General features: G+C 63.2%; 15 protein-coding genes and 1 riboswitch. Of the genes, 7 read left to right on the top strand and 8 right to left on the bottom strand.

Features of this window, described 5'->3' with window-relative positions:
* The first annotated feature begins 74 nt into the window (after nt 1–74).
* Both fdxA and LB513_RS07690 read left to right on the top strand, forming a co-directional pair.
* Entirely contained in the window at nt 75–413 is a 339-nt protein-coding gene (gene fdxA / locus LB513_RS07695) for a ferredoxin FdxA (RefSeq protein ID WP_224662860.1), read from the top strand.
* A gap of 368 nt (nt 414–781) precedes the next feature.
* Nucleotides 782–1363 (top strand): CarD family transcriptional regulator, encoded by a 582-nt coding sequence (locus LB513_RS07690; RefSeq protein ID WP_224662859.1) that lies wholly within the window; start codon nt 782–784, stop codon nt 1361–1363.
* Between the two features lie 79 nt (nt 1364–1442).
* Here the strand turns inward: LB513_RS07690 and LB513_RS07685 are convergent, their stop codons facing one another.
* The 3 genes from LB513_RS07685 to LB513_RS07675 form a co-directional block, all read right to left on the bottom strand.
* Complete coding sequence (locus LB513_RS07685) at nt 1443–2216, bottom strand: amino acid ABC transporter ATP-binding protein (RefSeq protein WP_224662858.1); 774 nt, start codon at nt 2214–2216, stop codon at nt 1443–1445.
* Nucleotides 2213–2893: an amino acid ABC transporter permease gene (locus LB513_RS07680; RefSeq protein ID WP_224662857.1), complete on the bottom strand. Its 681-nt coding sequence runs from the start codon at nt 2891–2893 to the stop codon at nt 2213–2215. The genes LB513_RS07685 and LB513_RS07680 overlap by 4 nt, the downstream gene beginning before the upstream one ends.
* Before the next feature lie 140 nt (nt 2894–3033).
* The gene (locus LB513_RS07675) at nt 3034–3807 is read right to left on the bottom strand and encodes an amino acid ABC transporter substrate-binding protein (protein ID WP_224662856.1); all 774 of its coding nucleotides are present in this window, start codon (nt 3805–3807) and stop codon (nt 3034–3036) included.
* A gap of 311 nt (nt 3808–4118) precedes the next feature.
* Between LB513_RS07675 and LB513_RS07670 the strand changes: the two genes are divergently transcribed.
* Nucleotides 4119–4982 (top strand): RNA polymerase factor sigma-32, encoded by an 864-nt coding sequence (locus tag LB513_RS07670; protein WP_224662855.1) that lies wholly within the window; start codon nt 4119–4121, stop codon nt 4980–4982.
* 7 nt (nt 4983–4989) lie between these two features.
* On the opposite strand, the gene LB513_RS07665 is transcribed toward LB513_RS07670, so the two are convergent.
* The 4 genes from LB513_RS07665 to thiB form a co-directional block, all read right to left on the bottom strand.
* Nucleotides 4990–6459, bottom strand: a complete 1470-nt coding sequence (locus LB513_RS07665; RefSeq protein ID WP_224662902.1) for a M48 family metalloprotease — start codon at nt 6457–6459, stop codon at nt 4990–4992.
* A gap of 253 nt (nt 6460–6712) precedes the next feature.
* The gene (gene thiQ, locus LB513_RS07660) at nt 6713–7489 is read right to left on the bottom strand and encodes a thiamine ABC transporter ATP-binding protein (protein WP_224662854.1); all 777 of its coding nucleotides are present in this window, start codon (nt 7487–7489) and stop codon (nt 6713–6715) included.
* Complete coding sequence (thiP, locus tag LB513_RS07655; RefSeq protein ID WP_224662853.1) at nt 7479–9104, bottom strand: thiamine/thiamine pyrophosphate ABC transporter permease; 1626 nt, start codon at nt 9102–9104, stop codon at nt 7479–7481. The genes thiQ and thiP overlap by 11 nt, the downstream gene beginning before the upstream one ends.
* Nucleotides 9105–9350: 246 nt before the next feature.
* A complete protein-coding gene (gene thiB / locus LB513_RS07650; protein ID WP_224662852.1) occupies nt 9351–10349 on the bottom strand; it encodes a thiamine ABC transporter substrate binding subunit in 999 nt (332 codons plus the stop codon).
* Nucleotides 10350–10392: 43 nt separating this feature from the next.
* A riboswitch (TPP riboswitch) is annotated at nt 10393–10507 on the bottom strand.
* Nucleotides 10508–10595: 88 nt separating this feature from the next.
* On the opposite strand from thiB, the gene LB513_RS07645 reads away from it, so the two are divergent.
* The 4 genes from LB513_RS07645 to LB513_RS07630 are packed head-to-tail and all read left to right on the top strand — an operon-like array spanning nt 10596 to nt 13660.
* Nucleotides 10596–11240, top strand: coding sequence for a thiamine diphosphokinase (locus LB513_RS07645; RefSeq protein ID WP_224662851.1), 645 nt, complete (start codon nt 10596–10598; stop codon nt 11238–11240).
* A gap of 1 nt (nt 11241) precedes the next feature.
* The gene (locus LB513_RS07640) at nt 11242–13062 is read left to right on the top strand and encodes an ABC-F family ATP-binding cassette domain-containing protein (RefSeq protein WP_224662850.1); all 1821 of its coding nucleotides are present in this window, start codon (nt 11242–11244) and stop codon (nt 13060–13062) included.
* A 59-nt stretch (nt 13063–13121) separates the two neighbouring features.
* Nucleotides 13122–13361 carry a type II toxin-antitoxin system CcdA family antitoxin gene (locus LB513_RS07635; protein WP_263481994.1) on the top strand — a complete coding sequence of 80 codons (240 nt, stop codon included), beginning with the start codon at nt 13122–13124 and terminating at the stop codon, nt 13359–13361.
* A complete protein-coding gene (locus LB513_RS07630; protein ID WP_224662849.1) occupies nt 13361–13660 on the top strand; it encodes a CcdB family protein in 300 nt (99 codons plus the stop codon). The genes LB513_RS07635 and LB513_RS07630 overlap by 1 nt, the downstream gene beginning before the upstream one ends.
* Before the next feature lie 27 nt (nt 13661–13687).
* Here LB513_RS07630 and LB513_RS07625 read toward each other — a convergent pair whose 3' ends face one another.
* Nucleotides 13688–15385: a hypothetical protein gene (locus tag LB513_RS07625; protein WP_224662848.1), complete on the bottom strand. Its 1698-nt coding sequence runs from the start codon at nt 15383–15385 to the stop codon at nt 13688–13690.
* Between the last annotated feature and the right edge of the window lie 61 nt (nt 15386–15446).

Raw genomic sequence — 15446 nt, 5'->3', positions numbered from 1 at the left:
CCCTTGCAAGCGCTGGCCAAAGACGTTACCTCACGCCAAAAGCCCAGCAAAACGGGACGTCCCGGAGTCGACCGATGACCTATGTCGTGACCGATAATTGCATCAAGTGCAAATACATGGACTGCATAGAGGTGTGTCCGGTCGACTGTTTCTATGAAGGCGAAAACATGCTCGTCATCCATCCCGACGAGTGCATCGACTGCGGCGTCTGCGAGCCGGAGTGCCCGGCTGACGCGATCAAGCCCGACACCGAGCCGGGCCTCGACAAATGGCTGCAGATCAACACAGAATATGCCGACAAATGGCCCAACATTACCGCCAAGAAAGACCCGCCCGCCGACGCCAAATCCTTTGACGGCGAGGCGGGCAAGTTCGAGAAATACTTCTCGGCGGAGCCCGGCCAAGGCGATTGAAAGCACGGCCGGCGAGGCCGCGTGACGTAGCGTAAGAGGTATGTTTTGCAAACCGTCTTGACAGGCGGTGCGAAGCCATGACCTTCGCGAATGCAGCAAAACCTTGATTCTTCCGACTTTTTGTGTTACATCAGCGAAACATGCCGGTGACACAACGTCGATTTATGGCGCAGACGCCCCAAATCACTGAAAGGTGAAAATCCCATCCCGGACCAGAGCTATCTGGGCCAGGCGGTCGCAATCATGCGGTTGGCCGGTCCCGGCCTTGCGGGTGGGTTCATCTGTTGTGCGGCTAACGATCGGTTTCCCCGATCGCACGAGTTCGGACCGGCAGGACGCCGGTACCACAACAAGGAGTTCAGGGCGTAATGGCAACGATCACCCCGCAAAAGAAGTCCACCGCTGGGCGTCATGGTTTCAAGACCGGCGAGTACATCGTCTACCCGGCGCACGGTGTCGGCCAGATCGTCTCGATCGATGAGCAGGAAGTTGCTGGACACAAGCTGGAACTGTTCGTCATCGACTTCCAGAAGGACAAGATGCGCCTGAAAGTGCCGGTCGCAAAGGCGACCTCCATCGGCATGCGCAAGCTGTCTGAAGAGGATTACGTCGAGCGCGCCCTCAAGGTCGTGCAGGGCCGTGCCCGCGTGAAGCGCACCATGTGGTCGCGCCGCGCCCAGGAATATGATGCGAAGATCAATTCCGGCGACCTGATTTCGATCTCGGAAGTCGTGCGAGACCTCTACCGCGCCGACAACCAGCCGGAGCAGTCCTATTCCGAACGCCAGCTTTACGAGGCTGCCCTCGACCGCATGGCCCGTGAAATCGCGGCGGTCAACCGCATGTCGGAGACCGAAGCCGTTCGCCTGATCGAGGTTAACCTCAACAAGGGCCCGAAGCGCGGCGCCAAGGCTGACAATGAGGAAGCCGAGCAGGAAGAAGCCGCCTAAGCTCCCGCCCCTGAATTCGATAAAAACCCGGCCTCGCGCCGGGTTTTTTGTTTTTTGGAAAGACGGGGTAAGGCGGCGCCTATGCCTCGCCGCCACCTTCCTTCTCCGCCTCCTGCTTCAGTGTCGCGATGAAGCGCCTGGTGCGTTCCTGTTGCGGCCTGTCGAACAGCACGGCGGACGGCCCCTTCTCGACGACGACTCCCGCATCGAGGAATACCACTTCCTGTGCGATCTTGGACGCCAGGCGCAGATCATGCGTCGCCATCACCATGGTCGTGCCTTCGCTCGCGAGCGTGCCCAGCACGTCGACCACCTCCTGCGCCAGCTCCGGGTCGAGCGCCGAGGTCGGTTCGTCGCACAGCAGCACCTTGGGCGATGGCGCAAGCGCCCGGGCGATCGCCACGCGCTGCTGCTGGCCACCCGACAGCGTTGCCGGCCAGGCGTCCGCCTTGTGCGCCATGCCAACCTTTTCCAGCAGGGCGAGCGCCCGCTCGCGGGCCTTCTCCGCCGGCCATCTCAGCACCGTAACCAGCCCTTCCATGACATTCTCGATTGCAGTGCGGTGCGGGAACAGCTGGAAGTTCTGGAACACCATGCCGGTCTGCAGGCGCAGACGCTGGATGTCCCTGGCCGAGACCCGGCCGCCCGGACGGAATTGGAGCGCCTCGTCGCCGATGCGAACCGTGCCCGAAGTCGGTATCTCCAGCAGGTTGATACAGCGCAGCAGCGTGCTCTTGCCGCCGCCCGAAGGGCCGACCAGCGCGGTGACGCTGCCTTCGGCGATGGTCACGGTGACGCCCTTCAGGACCAGATTGTCGCCAAAGCGCTTTTCTATATTGCCGAGGCTGATCATGAGCGCGCCTCCAGGAAACCGCCATAGCGGTTAAGCCGCCTCTCGAGCCGCGCCTGCAAGGCCGACAGTACCGAGCTCAGCGCCAGATAGAGGATCGCCGCCTCGACATAGAGGATCAACGGCTCGTAGGTGGTGGCAACGATGCGTTGCGCCGCCTGGAACATTTCCGGCACCGTGATGGCCGCCGCCAGCGACGTATCCTTGACCAGCGAGATGAAGGTGTTGGAGAGCGGCGGCACGGCGACCCGGCCGGCTTGCGGCAGGATGGTACGCCGCATGGCCTGGCTCCACGTCATGCCGATGGAATAAGCGGCTTCCCATTGCCCCTTCGGCACCGAACCGATGGCCGCGCGGATGATTTCCGACGTATAGGCGCCGACATTGAGGGTGAAGCCGATCAAGGCGGCGGTGAAGGCATCGAGCAGGATGCCGACGGAAGGCAGGCCGTAGAAGATAAGGAAAAGCTGCACCAGCAGTGGTGTGCCGCGAAAGATCCAGACATAGAAGCGCACGAGCGCGGCCACCGGCCTCGGGCCGAACAGCCGGCCGAGCGCTGCGCCGAGGCCGACGGTCAGGCCAAGCACGAAAGACAGGAGCGTCAGCGGCACGGTGAAGATCAGCGCCGCCCACAGAAGCGAAGGCAGCGACTCCAGCATCAGTTGCAGCCAGTGCGGCACGAACGGTCCTCCAGACTGATTGGCGACGCTCTTTCAAAGCGGCGCTACGGCGCCATATCACGACAAAAGCGGCGGCCCGTCAAAGACGGTCCGCCGCTGGTCGGAAATGTACGAACCGTCCTCGGTCCGCGCTCGGATCGCTATTTCGAGACGTCCTGGCCGAAATAGGTGTCCGCGATCTTCTTGTAGGTGCCGTCGGCCTTGATGTCGGCCAGCGCCTTGTTGATCGCGGCGACCAATTCCGGGTCGCCCTTGCGAACGATGACGCCGGAATAGTCGGCGTTCTCCTCCTGCGCGGCGATCTTCACATTGGCGTCCGGCTTGTGCTTCTTGAAGTCGAGGAACGACAGGCTGTCATTGATGGTGGCGTCCGCACGGCCGGTCAACAGCAGCTGGATCGACTGGTCGAAGCCATCGGTGCCGACGAGTTCGGCGCCATTCGCCTCGGCCAGCTTGCCGAAGTTCGAGGTCAAGGATTGCGCCGACTTCTTGCCCTTGAGGTCGGCGAAGGTCTTGATGTCGGTGTTGTCGCCGCGCACGATCAGCACAGCCTTGGAAGCGATATACGGATCGGAGAAGTCGTACTTGGCCTTGCGCGCGTCGGTGATGCCGACCTGGTTGATGACCGCATCATACCGGCTGACGTCGAGACCCGCGATCAGCCCGTCCCATTTGCCTTCCAGGAACTCGGCCTTGACGCCAAGCTTCTCGGCGATCGCCTTGGCGATCTCGACATCGAAACCGACAAGGGCTCCGGAGGCGTCATGATAGGTGAACGGCGCATAGGTGCCTTCCGTGCCGACCTTGAAGACCCCAGCCTGCTTGATCTGATCCAGATTGGCGCCGGCATGGCCCGATGTGATGGCCAGGGCTTGCAGTGTTGCGGCGGCGATGAGCGACTTGAGCCATTTCATTTTGCGTGATCCCGTAATTTGGCCTGTACTCAGGCTTAGCGTTAGGGCTGGAAACTGCCAGATGCCGATCGAAATAATAAGGAACAGATTTTCAAAAACGCGCTGTTTGAGAAACCACATACTCCATCTGCCGCTCAAAACGACTTTGACGCCGACCAAGCCGCGCAGCTTCTCGGGCAAGCCAAGCAACAGCTTCGCGACGCCGGAACCATGTCGCGCATGACACGTTTGGCAGTTCTAGGGCGGAGCGTCGCCATTTCAACCCGGCGCAGCCAGATCGACAGGTCGTCCGCTGAGCAAGGGAGCGTCGCATGATGGAAGACACTGCAGGACGGACGATGGTCCGCGCGGCGATGCGGGCCCCCTATCTCGAGCGCGACGAAGAGCATCGGCTCGCGATGCGCTGGAAAGACGACAACGACCAGAATGCTCTGCACAGCATCACGGTGGCGCATATGCGGCTCGTCATCTCCATGGCCTCGAAGTTCCGTCACTATGGCCTGCCGCTTGGCGACCTGATCCAGGAAGGGCATGTCGGCCTGCTCGAAGCCGCCGCCCGTTTCGAGCCGGAACGCGAGGTGCGATTTTCGACCTATGCGACATGGTGGATCCGCGCTTCGATGCAGGACTACATCCTTCGCAACTGGTCTATCGTGCGCGGCGGTACGAGCTCAGCGCAAAAGGCGCTGTTCTTCAATCTCCGGCGTCTTCGCGCTCGCTTGGCCAATGGTCCGGAACCCCTATCAAACGCCACGCTCTATCGGCAGGTCTCTGAGGCATTGGGCGTATCCGAGGCCGATGTCGCCATGATGGATTCGCGGCTGTCGGCGCCTGACTCCTCGCTCAACATGCCGATTGCCGACGACGCGGGTTCGACCGAACGGATGGATTTCCTGGTTTCGGATGATCCGCTGCCAGATGAGGTCGTGGGCGACACGATCGACGTCGAGCGACGCTCTGGGTGGCTGAAGGCGGCGCTTCACGCGCTCAATGCTCGCGAGCTGCGTATCATCGAGGAACGCCGGCTAAGCGACGAAGGGGCGACACTTGAGGCGCTCGGCGAAACGCTGGGCATCTCCAAGGAACGCGTCCGCCAGATCGAGGCACGCGCTATGGAAAAGCTGAAGATCGCCTTGGTGAAGCAGAACCCGGAATTTCGGGCGAACGCCGCCTGACACCGGCTCACTTGTCGGTGACGATCTTCACCTTGTCGCCGGCCGAAACCGCGGCACCCGGCGAAAGCGCGTTAAGGACGCGGAACAGGTCGAGCTTGCGGTCCACGCCGACCATTTGAGCGGCGAGCGTTCCCATTGTCTGACCGGGCTGCACGGTGAGCACGCGAATGTGCAGAGGCTTCAAGGCCGCCTTCTCTGCATCGCTGAGGATACGGAATGAGCCGCTGACCGATCGTGCCACGCCGTCCAGCGCGGTGCTGGCCGACGGCGCCGCCGTCAACAGCCTGTAGACCTGACCGCCGGCACGGATCACCGCAATGTCGAATTGCCAACCCTCGGCGCCGGCATGCGCGGTGGCCGCCTCATTGCCGTTGATGGTTTCCTGCCTGACTGTGCTTTCGTCGAGACCCGCCACCCAGCCGCTGCGGATATAGTCGGTCAGCGCACGGCTCTTATCGATCGACACGCCGTCGAAGCGAATGGCCATGTCGCCCGGTCCGGTGGCCGTCACGGCCGCGGCCGAATTGTCGATGATGAAGCCCTCGGGCACCGAGAACGAGACGCCGAGACCCGGATGCAGGAAGGTTTCGCCCCGAACATAGCCTTCCTCGGGCGTGTCGCCGTAAAGCAGGCCGTCTATACCGGCAAGGAAGGAATCGCGGTCGCGCGTACCCACGCCTGGCGCTCCGAACTGGCGGGCATGGCGCTGCGCCAGATCGATGCGCTGCGGCGTGTTGGGATGCGTGGCCAGGAAATCCAGGCTGGCATCGGTGGCGCCGCTTATCGAACGGAAGTCGGTGTAAGCCGACATCGATTGCAGGAAGCGGCCGGCGGCGAAAGGATCATAGCCGGCTTCGCCAATCGATTTGATTCCGATTGCATCGGCCTCAAGCTCCTGGTTGCGCGAGAATTGAGCAAGCCTGAGCTTGCCCCGGATCAGCGCTGCCTTGGCGGTCGGGCTATCGCCGAGCACGTCGGAGACGACCTTGGTCGCCAGGCCTTCCTCGGCCTCGAGCTGCTGGCGTTGCAAGCCATGGTTTGCGGTAACGTGGCCCATCTCATGCGCGATGACCGCGGCCAGCTCGGCCGAATCATTGGCCAGCGCCAGCAGGCCCCGTGTTATGTAGAGATAGCCGCCAGGCAAAGCGAAGGCATTCACATTGGGCGAATTGAGGATGGTGATGCGATAGGTCTGCGTCGGATTGGCAGACACCACGGTCAGATTGCCGACCACTTTGGCGACCATGCGCTCGAGCCTGGGATCGGAATACTCGCCGCCATAGGTCGCCAGGATTCGCGGATGCTGCGCCTTGGCCAGTTCGGCGAGCTTGTTGTTGGCGCCGACATTGTCGACGGTGATCGGCTTATCGGAAGGTTGGAACCCGGATTCCTGCACGTCCGGAGGCGTGAACATCTGGCAGCTTGCCAATGCCACGGCAAAACCGGCCAGTGCGAGGAAGCGCGCCAGCGGGTTTATTCGAGTTCTGTCAACGCCGATCGCCAGAACGGCTTCCTTTCAAGTCTGCGTATGACGGCGAAGATGCATCGATCTTCGCGCCCTTCATGCACTGCTTCCAAACTGCCACGGCATCCGTCGCGCGTCCCTCGGGACGGGCGGCGGATGCCGTGGGAAATCACGGCCCATGCCTGACCGATAGGCCGGACCTAGCCACACTAAGCCGGTCATGGCAAGCAAGCGTCTTAGCGCCTGCAATCGGTTTGACCGTAAATTATGTCCGCTTCCGGGCAATATCGCGTGATACGGCGCCCCCGGTGTTCGCGCCGATATAGCGTCGAAATACATCCGGACCAGCCCCCGCAAAGAATTCATCCGCCGTGCCCGTGGCCGCGACGGCTCCATTGTCCAGGAACACCACATGCTCGGCGATGCGTTCCGCGTCTTCGGGCTGGTGGGTGACGAACAGCACCGTCATGCGGCGTTCAGCGTGCACGGCCGCAACGAGATCGAGCATGTCGTCGCGCAGGGCCGGCCCAAGCGAGGCGAAGGGCTCGTCAAGCAGCAGGACCGGCCGGTCGCGCACCAGCACGCGGGCCAAGGCGACGCGCTGGCGCTCGCCGCCGGAGAGTTCGCGCGGCAGCCGCTTCTCCTTGCCGGCAAGGCCGGTGCGAGCAAGCGCATCGGCGACGGCCGCGCGGTCGCCCTCCGTCAACCGCAGCGACGGCGAACGGCCGAGCCCGGCGTTCTGCTCGACTGTGAGGTGGGCAAAGAGGTTGTTTTCCTGGAATACCATCGATACCGGCCGCGCGGAGGGCGGTTCGGCGCTCACATCGGTTTCCCCGATCAGGACGCGGCCGGATATCGGCCTCTCGAACCCCGCCACAAGGTTGAGCAGCGTCGACTTGCCTGAACCGCTCGGTCCCATGATGGCGGTGATCTTCGCGGCAGGGAACGCAACGTCGAAGACAAGCGGCGCCTCCCCATAGCTGAAGGACACCTTTTCCAACCGCACCACGGCGCCCTTTTCCGGCATCCCTTCAGGCGTCATGGCTTCTCCCCTTCCCAAGCCGGTCGGCCATAAGCACGAGGGCCAGACAGACGAAACCAAGCAGCAATGCCAGACCAGCGGCGTCCTGTGTTCGGTAACTGCCCATGCGCGCCAGGATCAGGTAGGGCAAGGTCCGCACGGAATCGCTGCCGAACAGCGCGATGACGCCGAGGTCCCCAAGCGACAGCGCCATGGCAAAGGCAAAGGCGGTGGCGAGCGGTCGCCGCAACGACGGCCAGTCGACCAGGATGAACCTGTTCCAGCCGGAGATTCCGAGTTGCGCGCAAAGCCGCTCATGCCGCTCGCTCGCCGCATCGTATGCTGGGCGCACGGCGCGCAACGCGAAAGGCATCGCCATCACCGCATTGACGGTGACGACCATGATCGGGGCGATGGCAAAGGCATCGCCGGCATGGCGCAGCAGCAGGAACCAGCCGGCGCCGACGACGATCGGCGGCACGACAAGGACGAAGCCGGCGCCCGTATCCGTGGCGTATTCCAGCATTGTCCGGGGGCCGGCTCTGCGGTTCACCGCCAGGGCCCGCCGCGCCATGGTCAGCGCCACCGAGAGCATGACCGAGAGCACCGCCGACAGAAACGCCAGCCCGACACTCGTCAGCGTCGCCTGCCGCACGGCGGTTTCGCCGGACAACCGCCCAAGATCGGCGCCGAGTCCCGCTGTAACCGTCGCCGCCATGGGTCCGACGACGAACAGCAATGCAAGCAGGATCAGCACGGCGTTCAGCCAGGTCTCGATGCTCGTGACGGACAGATGCCGGCGCTGCGCCACCGGCAGATTGGTGTCGCCGACAATATTGGCGCCGAGCCGCGTCAACGCCAGCACCACGGTAAAGGTCAGCGCGATCTGCAGCAATGTCAGCATGACCGCCCTTGCCGGATCGAAATCGAAGCGAAGGGCCTGATAGATGCCGACCTCCAATGTCGTCGCCGCCGGCCCGCCGCCAAGGATCAGCACGATCGTGAAGGAGGTGATGCACAGCATGAAGACAAGCCCGGCAATCCCGGGCAAGGCGGCGCGCAGCGTTGGCCATTCGATCAGCCGGAATGCCGGCCCCGCCCCGATGCCAAGTTGGCTCGCCAGACGCCACTGATCGTCCGGTATGGTCCGCAGCGCTTCGACGAACAGGCGCACGCTGAGCGGCAGATTGAAGAAGACATGGGCGACTAGTATCCCGGACAGGCCGTAGATACCCGGCCAGCCCTCGCCGCCGGCCGCGCTGAACAGACCGGCGAAATAGCCGGCGCGGCCATAGAGCGCCAGGATGCCGAGGGCCGCCACGATGGCCGGCAGCGCCAATGGTACGGCAAAGAGCTGCAGGATGAAGGCGCGCCCAAAAAAGCGTGGATGCCGCGACAGCGCGCGCGCCACGAACAGCGCCGGGACGACCGACAGCAGCATGGAGAGAGCCGCCTGCCACAGCGTGAAGCGCACGACGCGCAGCAGATAAGGATCGAAAGCCGCCCATGCGCCGGACAAGTCATGGATGCCTTCGAGAATGAGGCCGGTAAACGCGCCGCCGATCAGCACCCCGATCGCGGCAAGCGCGACGATGCCGGCGGTGACACGGGGGTCTGCCGGATAGCTCGTACGCATCTTGCTATCCACTGCGGGTGGTGATCGAGGGAAATGCTTGGCGAAGGTCCCGTTCGCGCCCACCCCCCTCCGTCCTACCGGACATTTCCCCCACAAGGGGGGAGATTGGCAACTTCCACGCCTCGCTCATTTCTGCGTGGTTGAAGATTGGCGAAAGCCGCAGCGCGCTCAATCTCAACCCTTGCGGGGGAGGTGGCCGGCAGACCAGAGGGGGGTGCCTTGGCGCAATCATATTAGGCCTGGACTTTACTTGCTCATCACCGCCAGCCATTCGTCGACCCAGGCCTTGCGGTTGGCTGCGACCTCCTCGGGGCTGAACATCAAGGTCTTGGTCGGTTTGACCAGCTTGTCAAAGGCCGGGTTGAGCGGCTTGTCGGTCCTGCCGGCCGGGAACATCCAGTTGGTTTCTGGAATGGCGTCCTGGAATTTCGGTCCGGTCATGAACGTCAGGAATTTGGCCGCCAGCGGATTCTTTGCCCCTGTCGTAGTGATGCCGGCAACCTCGATCTGCAGATACTCGCCCTCTTCGAACGACGCCGCCTGGTAGCGTTGGGTGTTTTCCGCGACCATGTGGTAGGCCGGCGAAGTTGTGTAGGACAGAACCATCGGCGCCTCGCCCTTGGTGAACAGGCCATAGGCCTCGCTCCAGCCCGGCGTCACGGTCAGCACCTTTTGCTTGAGTTTCGCCCAGGCTTCCGGCGCCTTGTCGCCATAGACCGATTTGACCCACAGAAGCAGGCCGAGGCCCGGCGTCGAGGTGCGCGGATCCTGGATGACGATCTTGTCGCCGGCGCGTCCTTCGACCAGTTCCTTCAGGCTCTTGGGCGGGGTCTTCAGCTTTTCGGTATCGTAGACGACGGCGAAATATCCATAGTCGAAGGGCACGAACACGTCGTCCTTCCAACCGCCCGGCACATCGACAGCGCCGACCGCGCCGTGCGGTGCGAAAAGGTTGGAAGCCTTGGCATCGGCGGTGAGGTTGGTGTCGAGGCCGAGCACGATGTCGGCCTTGGTCGATGCTCCCTCGAGCTTGACGCGGTTGAGCAACGCCACCCCGTCGGCGACCGAGACGAACTCGACTTCGCAGCCGCATTCGGCCTCGAATTCTTTCTCCACTAAGGGACCGGGCCCCCAGTCGGCGGTGAAGCTCTCATAAGTATAGACGGTGAGCTTGTCTTTGGCCAAAGCCGGTCCGGACGCCGCCAGGACGAGGGCTGAGATTACAGAGTAGAAAAGCGTGCGCATCGGCGCCTCCTTCGTTCGAATTGAAAGGAATTGAGGCGTCGGAAAGTCCGAAACGTCTAATCCCTCCGCCGGTACAAACCGGATCAGGTTCAGCGGGTTGGCGAGACTGCCTCTCAGCCGGTCCGCGAAGATCGCGTCCGGCACCCCGTTAGAGCGCTTCGAGACATAGGCCCGCCGGATCAACCGCGCAAGGGGGGAGTTTGCCGCCTTCCGTTTCCGGTGCCGGGCTGGTAAGGGCCTCAGCATATGAGCACATTCACCATCCTGCTTGGCGGCGACCTCATCGGCACGCCACGGCTCGACCGTCAGGTCGAGGGCTCTCGGACCATCGCGGCCGATGCCGGCATCGGCCATGCGCGACTGTTGGGGCTGGTGCCGGAACTGTGGGTGGGAGATTTCGATTCCGTGCCGGCCGATTTGCCGGATGAGCTCGCCTCCGTCCCCCGCCGAACCTTTCCGGCGGAAAAAGACAAGACCGACGGTGAACTGGCCATCGCGGCCGCACTTGAGCGCGGCGCAACCCATCTTGTGCTCGCCGGCGCCTTCGGCGGCAAGCGCGCTGACCACGCCTTCCTCCATCTGGCGCTGGCGCTGCGGCTTGCCGAGGCGGGAACGCAAGTGCTTCTGACCAGCGGCGCCCAGGAAGGCGTCCCGCTGCTGCCCGGAAAAGCCGGCTTCGACCATGCCGATGGCACGCTGTTTTCGATCCTCGGTTTTTCCGAGCTCGCCGGCCTGACTGTCACGGGTGCCAAATGGCCGCTCGATCACGTCAAGGTTGCGTTCGGATCGTCGCTGACAATTTCCAATGAGGTCAGCGGTCGCCTCGCAATCGAGCTCGGCCACGGCCGCGCGCTGTTGCTTACTCATCCCTATCCCCTGGCTGAAAGCTGACATGGCTCCACCTCTTCTCAATCTCGACAGGATAAAGCTGACCTTCGGCGGCACGCCGCTGCTCGACGGCGCCGCGCTGGTCGCATCGGCCGGCGACAAGATCGCCCTGGTCGGCCGAAACGGGTCGGGCAAGTCGACGCTTTTGAAGATTGCCGCGGGCCTGATCGAGCCGCAGGACGGCGAGGTGTTCCGCCAGCCTTCGGCGACGATCCGCTATTTGCCGCAAATGCCCGACATGGAGGGATTCTCGACCGTCCGCGCCTATGTCGAGGCGGGGCTTGGGCCTGCCGATGATCCCTATCGCGCCAGCTACCTGATGGAGCATCTCGGCCTGTCGGGCGAGGAGCGGCCGAACGATCTTTCCGGCGGTGAGGCTAGACGGGCAGCGCTTGCCCGCGTCATGGCGCCGGAGCCCGACATCCTGCTTCTCGATGAACCGACCAACCATCTCGATCTCGCGGTGATCGAATGGCTGGAGGACGAACTCGTCCGAACATCTTCGGCTCTCATCGTCATCTCGCACGACCGCCGCTTCCTTGAACGCGTGTCGCGCGCCACCGTGTGGCTGGACCGCGGCCAGACACGCAGGCTGGACAAGGGCTTCAGCCATTTCGAGGAATGGCGCGACCTGGTGCTGGAAGAAGAAGAGCGCGAACAGCACAAGCTCGGCCGCCAGATCGTGCGCGAGGAGCACTGGCTGCGCTATGGCATGACGGCGCGACGCAAGCGCAACATGCGACGGCTTGGTGAACTGCAGACCATGCGCAAGAACTTTCGCGGCCATCGCGGCGCCGAGGGTTCGGCGACCATGGTGGCCAGCGACGCGGCCGAATCCGGCAAGCTGGTGATCGAAGCGAAGAACATCGAGAAGAGCTTCGGCGACCTGACCGTCGTCAAGGGCTTCTCGACCCGTATCCAGCGCGGCGACCGCGTCGGCCTCGTGGGACCGAACGGCGCCGGCAAGACGACGCTTTTGAAGATGCTGACCGGCGAATTGCAGCCCGATGCCGGCTCGGTTCGGCTCGGCACCAATCTGGAGATCGCCACGCTGGACCAGAAGCGCGAGGCGGTCGATCCGCAGGAGACGCTGGCGCAATATCTCACCGACGGGCGCGGTGAGAACCTCGTCATCAATGGCGAGCAGCGTCATGTCGTGTCCTACATGAAGGATTTCCTGTTCAAGGCCGAGCAGGCCCGCACGCCGGTGCGCGAGCTTTCCGGCGGCGAGCGGGCGCGGCTGATATTGGGGCGCGTGCTGGCACGGCCGGCGAACCTCCTGGTTCTCGACGAACCGACCAACGATCTCGACATGGAAACGCTTGAACTGCTGCAGGAACTGGTCGCCGGCTTTGCCGGCACCGTCATCCTGGTCAGCCACGACCGCGATTTCCTCGACCGCACGGTGACCAGCATCATCGCACCCGATGGCGACGGCCGCTGGATCGAATATGCCGGCGGCTATTCAGACATGCTGGCGCAGCGTGGCGGCACCAGGCTGGAAGACCGCAAGGCCCGCGCCAGGGCCGAAGCCGGCGATGCGCCGGCGTCCGGCAAGAGCGCCGCCGTCACGCCAAAAGGGCCGGTGAAGAAGCTGTCGTTCAAGCAGAAGTTCGCGCTGGAATCGCTGCCCAAGAAGATGGAGGCGGTGACGGCGTCGATCTCACGGCTGGAGAACAATATCGCCGATCCCGCCTATTACGAGCGCGATCCCGCCTCGTTCCAGAAAACCATCGCCGCCCTCGACAAGGAACGCGCGACGCTGGCGGCGCTGGAGGAGGAATGGCTAGAGCTTGAAATGCTGCGGGAGGAGATGGAGGGGTGAAGGTTGCATGCAGCCTTTTATGCGCGTAAACTATGCGCATAAGATGAGGCCACCCCACGTTGCAATCTATACGCAAAACTCAGAGAACGTCGGTCAATACGTCCATTGATGCTGCGCTGATCAACGACGCCAAAGCGTTGGGCATCAACATATCACGCGCGGCGGAAGCAGGTATTGCGAAAGCAATCGCGGTGGAAAGAACCCGTCGATGGCAAGAAGAAAACAAGCAAGCCATCGAAAGCTCCAATGAATATGTCAGACGCAATGGACTGCCATTGGCCAAGTACCGGCTGTTTTGATGGCGCGTTACGACCTCTATCGGCGTGCCGAAAGCAGCGGTTATCTTCTCAACGTTCAATCGGACCTTCTTGAGGGGCTGAGCACGAGGGTCATCGTTCCATTGATGCCACCCAACATCGCCCCGGTCCCGGGCCGTCGGCTAAACCCGACCTTCGTTATAGACGGCAAAGATCATGTGATGGTCACACAGTACATATCAGCCTTGACGGTCTCTGAGCTGCCGAATGTCGAGGGAAATCTCTCCAGATATCACGACGACATCATCGCCGCGCTCGACATGCTTTTTCAAGGCTTCTGAACACGACGACAGCGAGCAAAACTCTCCTCAGCCCGCCGTCTTCGCCTGCCAGGCCTTGATCGCCTCGTCGAACACCTTCTCGCCGGGAATGCCCTTTTCCATAGTCAGCAGCGCCCGCCGCCCCGTCTTGTAGACCACCGGCACGTCGATCCAGTCCTGACCGCGCAGCAAGGTCAGATTGGCGTCCTCATCGGCCTTGGTATCGTTGAGCGCGACCAGGAAGAAGCCGTCGGCGATCTTGGCCGGAATTCCGATCAGCGGACTGCCGGCATCCTGTTCGGAACTTTTCATGGCGACGCGCAGGATGTTGTCGACACTGCCACCCTCGAAGCCGTCCGGCGTCAGGAAGATCATTTCAATGATATGGCTCGCCGGCAGCGTCTGGTCGGTGTTGCGGCGGATCGTCATGCGCAGCTGGATGTCCTTGCCGGGGATGGTCGCCTCGGCGCGGATCGCCGGCTCGGGCGGCAGGTCGCCCCCCGGCGATTCCTGCACCAGGGACCACACGATGCTGCCGGGTTCAGCCGAACCTTGCGCCGTGCTGGTCCGCTCCTCGTAGAAAATAGCCTTCTGGCCGACCGGCAATGAAGTTTCCGTAGCCGCGGGGGCCGGCGTGGCGCCTGCTGGCGCCGGCGGCGTGGCAGTCGCATTGGCGGGCGCCGCGGGTGCGGTTCCATTGGCGGGCGGCGTCGCGGGTGCAGGGTCTGTCGCCGGTGGCGTGGTCGCGGCCGGCGCGGCCGCTGTGGGCGTGCCTGCGGCCGGGACGGACGGCGCGGAAAAGGCCGGCGCGTTCGTCCCGTTCGGCGGCGTCGTAAGAGCGGCAACGGATTCGCCTTCCCCGATCCCGGCCTGCCCACCGGCCGGGCCCGGATCGACTTCGCCGCCCTGCGGCGTCAGCCGCTGCGTGAACTTGGTGCTGTCGGGCTCAACGGCCGGTGCCGCGGGCGCCGGCGTTGGCGCTGTATTGGCTGCCGGCTCGACCGGCGCCGGCTTAACCGGTTCGGTATTCGCCACCTTAGTTCCGTCGAGCCCCAGCATCTTGCCGAACGCATCCTTGTTCAGCCAGATGCCATAGCCGCCGCCGGCCACGACGAGCAGCGCGATGAGGGCGGCAATCATCCCGCCATAGCCGCGTTTGCGTTCGGCAGGACGCAGCCGCTCGAACGTATCGGACACCGGCTGCTCGTTGCTGTCGAACAGGTCGACTTCGTCGTCCGCACGGTTTGCGTCCATGCCTGCGAGCGCGGCTTCGGGCCGAACCGGAGTGGAAGGTGCCGGCGTCGGCTTTTGCCAGTTCGGCTCGAACTTGGCTGCGGGTGGAGGAGCGGGTCGGTAGGCGTCCGGCTTCGCGGCGGGTGGGGGCACCGGCCGGTAAGGCTCCGGCTTGGCGGGCGGCGCAGACCATGCCGGTTCCGCCTTTGCCGATTGGCGCGTGTGACTCGGCTGGTTCTTGTTTCGATCGATCGAGGAGAAGATATTCTCCAGTTCCGCGAGAGGGTCAGTCTCGGGGACGCTCTTGGTATAGTCCTGCTCCACGTTGGCGATGGCATCCTCAAGCAATCGCTTCTGATTGCTGATGGCTTCAGCTGGCATCGGAGGCGTCTTTTCAGCCAGCTTCTTTCCCAGCATGGCACGAACGCTGGCATAGATGCGCGTACGCTTTTCAGGCGTATCGTCGCCATGCTTGGCCAGCGCCTGCTTCAGAATAGGAACGAAATCTACCATGCTTCGGTCGACCTGTATTTTGCTTCCGCGCCGGCCCCCGCAAATCGGCCGAGATGCCCGG

Source organism: Mesorhizobium sp. ES1-1, from assembly GCF_020164785.1.
Classification (GTDB): Bacteria; Pseudomonadota; Alphaproteobacteria; order Rhizobiales; family Rhizobiaceae; genus Mesorhizobium.
The sequence above is the reverse complement of the archived record's forward strand: the minus strand, read 5'-3'. Positions and strand labels throughout refer to the sequence as shown.